This is a genomic window from Rhizobium sp. S163 (assembly GCF_030380805.1).
Lineage (GTDB): Bacteria > Pseudomonadota > Alphaproteobacteria > Rhizobiales > Rhizobiaceae > Rhizobium.
Map to the genome: position 1 here is coordinate 1500604 of NZ_JAUDSA010000003.1, position 290 is coordinate 1500893.

The following is a 290-nucleotide window of genomic DNA, read 5'->3' on the forward strand; positions in this document are numbered from 1 at the left end:
TGTTGCGTTTAGCAGACCTGGCAGCGACCGACTCTCCCGCGTCTTAAGACGAAGTACCATAGGCGCAGGGGCGTTTCACGGCCGTGTTCGGAATGGGAACGGGTGCAGCCGCCCCGCCATAACCACCAGGTCAGCGAAGCGCAACGTTTGAGAAGCTGGTGAAGGCAGAGCCTTCTTTTTAGTCTTGAACACGCCTTGGCGTCATCTGTTTGATGAGCATAAGCAATGAGAACAATTAAGCCGATCGAGCTATTAGTAACGGTAAGCTTCACACATTGCTGCGCTTCCAC

The 290-nt window shown here is 53.8% G+C and carries 1 rRNA gene; it reads right to left on the reverse strand.

Annotated features, from left to right (window positions below):
- Nucleotides 1–15 precede the first annotated feature (15 nt).
- A 5S ribosomal RNA gene (gene rrf, locus QTL96_RS06675) occupies nt 16–130 on the reverse strand.
- Nucleotides 131–290: the final 160 nt, after the last annotated feature.